9 protein-coding genes are annotated in these 7,463 nt (G+C 71.7%); 1 reads left to right on the forward strand and 8 read right to left on the reverse strand.

Annotated elements, in window-relative coordinates:
- Position 1: 1 nt before the first annotated feature.
- From J5Y10_RS18950 to J5Y10_RS18960, 3 genes are read right to left on the reverse strand one after another with little or no spacing between them, the layout of a single operon-like run.
- Positions 2-982, reverse strand: a complete 981-nt coding sequence (locus tag J5Y10_RS18950) for a Bug family tripartite tricarboxylate transporter substrate binding protein (RefSeq protein WP_209375657.1) — start codon at positions 980-982, stop codon at positions 2-4.
- Positions 983-1,006: 24 nt separating this feature from the next.
- A complete protein-coding gene (locus tag J5Y10_RS18955) occupies positions 1,007-1,900 on the reverse strand; it encodes an HpcH/HpaI aldolase/citrate lyase family protein (protein WP_209375658.1) in 894 nt (297 codons plus the stop codon).
- Positions 1,901-1,911: 11 nt separating this feature from the next.
- A complete protein-coding gene (locus J5Y10_RS18960) occupies positions 1,912-2,751 on the reverse strand; it encodes an amidohydrolase family protein (RefSeq protein ID WP_209375659.1) in 840 nt (279 codons plus the stop codon).
- A gap of 137 nt (positions 2,752-2,888) precedes the next feature.
- On the opposite strand from J5Y10_RS18960, the gene J5Y10_RS18965 reads away from it, so the two are divergent.
- Entirely contained in the window at positions 2,889-3,770 is an 882-nt protein-coding gene (locus J5Y10_RS18965) for a LysR family transcriptional regulator (RefSeq protein ID WP_209375660.1), read from the forward strand.
- A 27-nt stretch (positions 3,771-3,797) separates the two neighbouring features.
- On the opposite strand, the gene J5Y10_RS18970 is transcribed toward J5Y10_RS18965, so the two are convergent.
- From J5Y10_RS18970 to J5Y10_RS18990, 5 genes are all read right to left on the reverse strand, one after another.
- Positions 3,798-4,196 carry a Zn-ribbon domain-containing OB-fold protein gene (locus J5Y10_RS18970; RefSeq protein ID WP_209375661.1) on the reverse strand — a complete coding sequence of 133 codons (399 nt, stop codon included), beginning with the start codon at positions 4,194-4,196 and terminating at the stop codon, positions 3,798-3,800.
- Positions 4,197-4,201: 5 nt separating this feature from the next.
- Positions 4,202-5,374, reverse strand: coding sequence for a thiolase family protein (locus tag J5Y10_RS18975; protein ID WP_209375662.1), 1,173 nt, complete (start codon positions 5,372-5,374; stop codon positions 4,202-4,204).
- 65 nt (positions 5,375-5,439) lie between these two features.
- Positions 5,440-5,991 carry a DUF1993 domain-containing protein gene (locus tag J5Y10_RS18980; protein ID WP_342452964.1) on the reverse strand — a complete coding sequence of 184 codons (552 nt, stop codon included), beginning with the start codon at positions 5,989-5,991 and terminating at the stop codon, positions 5,440-5,442.
- On the reverse strand, positions 5,973-6,674 hold the full coding sequence (locus J5Y10_RS18985) for an SDR family NAD(P)-dependent oxidoreductase (RefSeq protein WP_209375663.1): 702 nt from the start codon (positions 6,672-6,674) through the stop codon (positions 5,973-5,975). The genes J5Y10_RS18980 and J5Y10_RS18985 overlap by 19 nt, the downstream gene beginning before the upstream one ends.
- Complete coding sequence (locus J5Y10_RS18990) at positions 6,671-7,255, reverse strand: TetR/AcrR family transcriptional regulator (protein WP_342452967.1); 585 nt, start codon at positions 7,253-7,255, stop codon at positions 6,671-6,673. The genes J5Y10_RS18985 and J5Y10_RS18990 overlap by 4 nt, the downstream gene beginning before the upstream one ends.
- Positions 7,256-7,463: the final 208 nt, after the last annotated feature.

Raw genomic sequence — 7,463 nt, forward strand, 5'->3', positions numbered from 1 at the left:
CTCAATCGATCCGGATGTTGGCGGCGGTGGCAACCTGCTTCCAGCGGGCGATGTCCCCCTTCAGGAAGGCGTCGAACTCGCCGGGCGGGCGCGGGGAAGGCTCGGCGCCCTCGCCGCGCAGGTAGTTTGCCAGCCTGCCTTCCCCGAGCGCCTCGTTGGCCGTGGCGTTCAGCTTCTCCACGATCTCGCGCGGGGTGCCGCGGCGGGCCAGCAGGCCCCACCAGATCTCGGCACTGTAGTCGAGCCCGCTCTCCTTCGGGGTGGGCGCCTGCGGCCCGCTGGCCGGGCGCGCTTCCGACGTCCAGCCGAGGATCTTCACGCTGCCGTCCTTCACCAGCCCGGCGGCGGAGGGGACCGTGGTGAACAGGAGCTGGATGGTGCCGGCCACGAGGTCCGTCGTCGCCGGCCCCATGCCGCGATAGGGGATGTGCACCAGCTTCAGCCCGCCGGCCTTCTGCGCGAAGAGCTCGGCGGAGAGCTGGTTGATGCTGCCAGGGCCGGCGGAGCCGTAATCCACCTTGCCGGGATTCGCGCGGACGTATTCCGCCAGTTCCCGAAGATTGTTCGCCGGGAAGGACTTCGTGGCCAGCACCAGCAGCGGCGCCGTGGCCGCCAGCGCCACGCCTTCGAAGTCGTTGACGGCGTCGTAGGGCGTGTTCTGCGTCGCCGCGCTGGTGGAGAAGGTCGAGGAGGTGACGAGCAGCGTGTAGCCATCCGCGGGCGCGCGGGCGATCTCGCCCGAGCCCACCGTGCTGCCGGCGCCTGGCTTGTTCTCCACAACGAAGGGCTGGCCCAGGCGGCGCTGGAAGTGCTCGGCCAGCGGGCGCGCCACGGCGTCGTTGGAACCGCCGGGGGTGAAAGGCACCACCACGCGCACGCTTCGGCTGGGCCAGCTGCCCTGCGCGCGGGCGAGCCCCGGCAGCACGAGCGGTGCGGCCAAGGCGCTGGCCAGGACGCCGCGGCGCCGGATCGTGAACTCCATCGTCGTTTCCTTCCGTGTTCTTGCTCAGGCCGCAGTTGGGAGACCAAGACGACTCGCCAGGGCCAGCACCGCGCGGGCACTGGCGGCGAAGGGCGCGTCCACCATCTGCCCGTCCACGGTGTAGGCGCCGATCCCCTTCGCCTCAGCCTCCTCCGCCGCCGCCACCACACGGGCCGCGCGGGCGATCTCGGCCTCGCTTGGCTGGAAGGCGGCGTTCACCACGGCGATCTGGCTGGGATGGATGCAGGACTTCCCGGCAAAGCCGAGCCGGCGCGACGCTTCGGCCTCCGTGCGGCAGCGATCGAGGGACGCGAAAGCGGCCAGGGCACCATCGAAAGCCGGCACCCGCGCCTCCGCCGCCGCCATCCGCACCTGCAGGCGCACGTGGTGCAGCGCCGTTTCGTCGTCCCGCGCAATGCCGAAGGGCTCGAACAGGTCGCCGTAGCCGATCTGCAGGCCGGTCACGCGCGGATCGGCGCAGGCGATCTCGGCGGCCAGGCGCAGGCCGCGAGGCGTCTCGATATTCGCCAGGATGCCGCAGGGCGCGGCGCCGGTGGCAGCCTCCGCGCGAGCGATCGCGGCCACGGCCTCCCGCACCATGGCCGCGTCCTCGACCATGGGCAGGTTGATGGCGTCCAGACCGGGGCCGACCAGGGCAGCCACGTCGTCCGCGAAGTGCGGGGTGCCCGGCGCGTTCACGCGCACGATGTGCAGCTTGCCCGCCGCGCGGAGGGCCGGATCGCGCAGCGCGGCGGCGACATTGGCGCGGGCCTCGGCCTTGCGCTCCGGCGCAACGGAATCCTCCAGGTCGAAGCTCAGCGCATCGGCGGCCGAGGCGGCACCCTTGGCGAAGAGTTCCGGCCGCGTGCCCGGCAGGAACAGCTTGCTGCGCATGGCGTCGAGGGAAGCGGGGGTCATGGCGCTCCTGTTCAGGCGAAGCCGTAGAGGGTGGCGGGATTGTCCGCCAGGATGCGGTCCGCCAGGCGCGGCCCGGCCCATTCGGCCAGCAGGTCCAGCAGCTCGGCGTCGTCGGGCTTGTGGACCTTGGTCACGTGCGGCCAGTCGCTGCCCCAGACCAGGCGTTCCGGCGCCTCCGCGACGAAGGCGTGGGCGATGCGCCCGGCATCCGAATAGGGCGGGCCGGCGCGGGTGTTCAGATAGGCGCCGGAGAGCTTCACCCAGGCCCGCCCGGCCTGCAGCAGCCGTGCCACGACGGCGAAGGCCGGGTGATCCGGTCCCGCATCGGGCGGCAGCCGGGCCATGTGGTCGAAGACCAGAGGACATGGGAGGTCCGCCAGCATGCCCGCGGCCGCCGCGATCTGATCCGCCATGAGGTGCAGTTGCAGGTGCCAGCCCAGCGGCGCGACGCGGGCGGCGAGCGCGGGGATGTCGGCCATGGCGAGCGGCGCATCGGCCGGATTCCAGAGGCTTAGCCGCAGCCCGCGCACGCCGCCCGTGTCCAGGCGGCGGAACTCGGCCTCCGGCGTGTCGGGCGGCAGCACGGCGATGCCGCGACCGTCCGGGCCGAGCTGCGCCAGCGCGTCCAGCAGCGCGGCTGGGTCGGTGCCGTGGTGCTTGGCCTGCACCAGCACGGCGCGGCTGGTGCCGAGGCGGTGCTGGAGCAGCCGGTAATCGGCCAGCGTCATGCCCGAGGTGAGCGCCGCGCCGGGAAAGCGGGCGTCCAGGACGTGCAGGTGGGAATCGCAGGCTCCCGGCGGCACGGGGTGGCGCGGAGGCGCCGTGCCGGTGGAGTTCGGCACGGCGGTCATGGCATGGAACCGGTATGGCCGGCGCGCATGGATTGTCCCTTCCCATTCCGGCGCTGTGCCGCGCCTTCCCGCGCAGGATGGCGGCAAATGCCGGCCACGTATAATGCAATGCTGGCATCGATTGATGAGGCGCAGTCATGCACCTGCCCATGGACGACGTGCAGGCCTTCGTAATGGTGGCCGAGTTGGGCAGCTTCACCCGTGCGGCAGAGCGGCTGGCGCTGACGCAGACTGGGCTGACCCGGCGGATTCAGCGGCTGGAAGGCTTCGTCGGCCTCTCCCTGCTGGACCGGACCAGCCGGCGGACGAGCCTGACCGCCGCCGGCCGGGAGTTCCTGCCGCTCGCGAAGCGTGTCGTTGAAGACCTGACGCACGGGCTGGAGCGGCTGCGGACCACCGCCCGGCTGAGCGCCGGCGATGTCACCCTGGCCACCATGCCGGCCGTTGCCTACCAGCGTCTGCCCGGCGTGCTGGAGGCCTATGCCCGCCGGCATCCCGGCAACCGGGTGATGCTGCTGGAGCGGTCCGGCGCGCTGGTGACGGAGGCGGTGCGGCGGGGCGACGCCGAGTTCGGCATCCACATCGTGGGGGATCCGCAGGAGGATCTCGCGGAGGACCTACTCTCGGCCGATCCGCTGGTTCTGGTCTGCCACCCCGGCCATGCCCTCGCCTCCCGCGCTTCGGTGGTCTGGGCGGAACTGCGGGCCGACGAACTCATCACCCTTGGCGGCAGCAGCGGCAACCGCGCGCTGGTGGAGATGCAGCTCTCCCATGTCGGCCTGCCCGGGCGCGGCCGCTTCGTGGTGGAGAACACGCCGAGCGCCATGGCCCTGGCCGCGACGGGGGTGGCGGCCGCCATCCTGCCCTCCTCGGCCGGGCGCGGCCTGCTGCCAGGGGTGCTGGTCGAGGTGCCGCTGGTTGAACCCGTGCTCCACCGCCGGCTGGGGCTCGTCCGGCGACGGCGAGAGGCGCTGACCCCCGCATCGGCGGCGCTCTACCGGATGTTGCTGCCGGGATGACGTCCTGCGCCGGCCGGTGGCTCCGCTTCAGCCGGCGGGCGTGAACATGGGAATGGGCTGGCCGTCCTCGCTCTTGACGAAGACGAGGCGGACGGGCTGGCCCACCTTCAGTGTCGCGAAGTCGCAATCGACGATGTTCGTCATGATGCGCGGCCCCTCTTCCAGTTCCACATAGGCGATCGCGTAGGGGGTTTTCGCCCGCATGATGCTGAAGGTGTAGATCGTGCCCCGACCGCTGGCGGGCACGAGTTCAACCTCGCCCTCATCGTCGAAGGGGTCGACCGGGCGTGGCGGGTAGTGGAAGGCGCCTGTCGCGGTGTTGCGGCCGATCAGCAGCCGGCCCTGCTTCGCCGCCTCCCAGAAGGGGCGGGTGGAGGGGTCCGGGGTGGGGCTCGGCGGCACACGCTGCGCGATGCTGTCGCTCATCGCCGTCATTCCCTTTCCAGGACTAGGGTCGCGCTGCCGTGGCGGGTCCCGAGCGAGCCGCCCGTCCCGTGGGCGAGCGCGAGATCGCAGTTCGGCACCTGGACGGCGGGATGGGCTTCCCCGCGCAGCTGCCGCACCGCCTCGATCACCTTGGTGATGCCGCCGCGGTTCGCAGGGTGGTTGTTGCAGAGCCCGCCGCCATCCGTGTTGAAGGGCAGCCGGCCGATGCCGCTGATCAGGTTGCCGTCCGCCACGAAGGCGCCGCCCCTGCCCTTCTCGCAGAAGCCGAGATCCTCCAGCTGCATCAGCATGGTGATGGTGAAGCTGTCGTAGATGCTGGCATATTTGATGTCGGCCGGCGTGACCCCCGCCTCCTCGAAGGCGCGGGGGCCGGAGGAGCGGGCGCCGGTGTAGGTCAGGTCCAGCCGCCCGCCCATCTGGTGCTTCACCGCCTCTCCCGCGCCGCGCACCGAGACGACAGGGCGCCCGAGGGAGCGGGCGATCTCCGGCCGCACGACCACGAGCGCGCCGCCGCCATCGGAGATGACGCAGCAGTCCAGCCGGTGCAGCGGGTCCGCGACCAGGGGTGAGGCCAGCACCTCCTCCACCGTCACGACGTTGCGGAGCATCGCGTGCTCATTGTGCTGCGCGTGGTGGCTGGCCGCCACCTTGATCCAGGCCAGTTGCTCGCTCGTCGTCCCGTACTCGTGCATGTGGCGCCGCGCGCACATCGCGTACATGTTCGCGATGGCGGCGCCGTAGGGGTATTCGAACTGCACGTCGGGCTGCGCGGGGTTGCCGGCGCGCGGCGCCGTGCCGGTGGCTTGGCCTTCCGATCGCGGGCGCCCGGCGAGGGTTATCAGCGCCACGTCGCAGCGGCCGAGCGCGATCGCCCCCGCTGCATGGGCCACGTGAGCGAGGTAGGAGCTTCCCCCGATATCCGTGGAATCGACATGGCGCAGCCGGTCCAGCCCGAGATAGTCGGCCATGCTGAGCGGCCCCATGCCGGGGGCGTCCCCGGCGCAGAAGTAGCCGTCCACATCGGCGCGGGTCAGGCCGGCGTCGCGCAGTGCGCCGAGGGCGACCTCGGCATGAAGCTGGGCCGTGCTCTTGTCCCCGGCCTTGCGCGTCGGGTGCTCATAAGCGCCGGCGATGCAGGCCTTCCCTCGGATGCTCAAGCGCACTCTCCTTCCTCACCCGCCCTGGATTCCGGGCGGCCTGCCGTGTTGTCGCCGGAGTCGCCTCAGCCCTTGGTGCCGAGCGGCCCGAGGTAGTCGCGCTTGCCGATCGGCGCACCGAGATGCCGGAGGATGTCGTAGGCGGTAGTCACGTGGAAGTAGAAGTTCGGCAGGGCGAAGCCGAGCAGGTAGTCCGCCCCCGGCAGCGTGGTCGGGCGGCTCTGCGGGCCGTAGGTGATGCTGCGGCCCTCGCTGCCCTCGAAAGCCTCCGCCGGGACGGATTGCAGGAACTCCACCGTTGCCGCGACACGCTGGAGTAGGTCGTCGACGCTGGCCTCCTCGTCAGGAAAGGAGGGAGCGGGAAGCCCCGACAACCGGGCCGCCGCGAACTTGGAGGTGTCGCTCGCGCGCTGAACCTGACCAGCCAGGGTCAGCATGTCGGGCGCGAGCCGCGCCTGCACGAGTTCCGCGGGATCGATGCCCGAAGCGGCCGCATGAGCGGCACCCTTCTCGAGCAGGGTGGACAGCACGCCGAGGCCGCGCAGCAAGACGGGAACGGAGGCCTGGTACATCGAGAGCGGCATGGTCTTGCGGTCCTTCAGAAGGTCTCGGTCCACGGGCGTAGCTCCGCTTCCAGCGACCAGGCGCTGCGCGGCTGGCGGAGTAGGTCGAGATAGGTCGCGGCGATCGCGTCCGGGTCCAGCAGGCTATCCGGCTTCCCGGGCGACTCCGGCCGGCGTTCGCTCCGCACGCCACCATCCACCACGACATGGGCGACGTGAATGCCCTTCGGCCCCAGCTCGCGCGCCGCGCTCTGGGCAAGCCCACGCAGGGCAAACTTGCCCATTGCGAAGGCGGCGGAGCCGGCGAAGCCCTTCACGCTCGCCGTGGCGCCGGTGAGCAGGATGGCGCCGTGCCCGCGCGGCACCATGCGCCGCGCCGCCTGGCGCACCGCAAGGAAGGCGCCGAAGGCGGTGATCTCGATCGCCTTGCGGACCGCTTCAGGATCCAATTCGGCCAGCGGCCCCGGCGCGCGGGCGCTGGCATTGTAGACGACGACCTCTGGCGCACCGAGCCGCGCCTCGACGGCGGAGAACAGCGCCTCCACGGAAGCCGGATCGGCGGCGTCCGCCGGGAAGGGCACGGCGCCCGTCTCCTCAGCCAGGGGCGCCAGCTTCTCCGTGTTGCGGGCGGCGAGGGCGACCGTGAGCCCCGCCCGGCCCAGCTGCCGCGCGAGGGAGGCGCTGATGCCCGGCCCGGCGCCGATGATCAACGCGCTCGCATAGGGGATGGCGGTCATGGAGCGGCCTTCGGTGCGGCGCCGCCGAAGGCGCGGCGCCCGGCGGCCAGGATCTCATCGGACAGCTCGGGGTGGTCGGCTGCGGCGCGGGCCAGCACCAGCGTGCCGACAAGGCCCGCATAGGCCGCGACGGCCCTCTCGCGCCTCGCTGCCTCGGAGCGGCCGGGCATGATGCGGGACAGGCGTTCCAGGGTGGCGCGCAGGCCGCGGCCGAAGGTGGCCCGGAGCGGGCCGGGGCGGCGTCCGGCCTCGGCGGCCAGCGCCGCAACGGTGCAACCGCCGCCCGGCCGGTCCCGGTGTGCCGGGGAGAGGTACTGGTCCGCCAGGCGGGCCAGCGCGTCCGGCCCGGAGGCCTCGATCAGCGCCGCCCATCGCTCGGCCGCCGCGTCCATCGCCTGCGTGCAGGCCTCGGCGGCAAGGGCATCCTTCGACTCGAAGTTCTTGTAGAAGCCGCCATGGGTCAGCCCGGCCTCCCGCATCAGCGAGTCCACGCCGATGCCGTCGAAGCCGTGCTCGCGGAACAGGCGGGCGGCCGTCTCCACCACCCGTGCCCGGTTCTCGGCCGCCTGTGCCCTGGTCACCCTCAAGCGGCACCTCCTGCACCACGAATTAAGATTTCGACCGTCATCATTGTCAAGCCGAGGCGCCACCGGCGGGTGTGAGGCGCTAGGTAGGGAACCCAAACAACTCTCTACGTTCGTTGGCGTTTTTGTCTCCTGATCGGGTTTGGCTGATCAGGAGGTGGACATGGCGCGTTTGTTCTGGCTGTCTGATGAGGCCTGGGCGGCC

The sequence above is a fragment of the Roseomonas indoligenes genome (assembly GCF_017813365.1).
Lineage (GTDB): Bacteria > Pseudomonadota > Alphaproteobacteria > Acetobacterales > Acetobacteraceae > Roseomonas > Roseomonas indoligenes.

Bases quoted from the DNA above. Each gene is read 5' to 3' on its own strand.
- J5Y10_RS18970 (WP_209375661.1), bottom strand. From the start codon at position 4,196: ATGAGCGACAGCATCGCGCAGCGTGTGCCGCCGAGCCCCACCCCGGAC.
- J5Y10_RS18985 (WP_209375663.1), bottom strand. From the start codon at position 6,674: ATGACCGCCATCCCCTATGCGAGCGCGTTGATCATCGGCGCCGGGCCG.
- J5Y10_RS18950 (WP_209375657.1), bottom strand. From the start codon at position 982: ATGGAGTTCACGATCCGGCGCCGCGGCGTCCTGGCCAGCGCCTTGGCC.
- J5Y10_RS18955 (WP_209375658.1), bottom strand. From the start codon at position 1,900: ATGACCCCCGCTTCCCTCGACGCCATGCGCAGCAAGCTGTTCCTGCCG.
- J5Y10_RS18960 (WP_209375659.1), bottom strand. From the start codon at position 2,751: ATGACCGCCGTGCCGAACTCCACCGGCACGGCGCCTCCGCGCCACCCC.
- J5Y10_RS18965 (WP_209375660.1), top strand. From the start codon at position 2,889: ATGCACCTGCCCATGGACGACGTGCAGGCCTTCGTAATGGTGGCCGAG.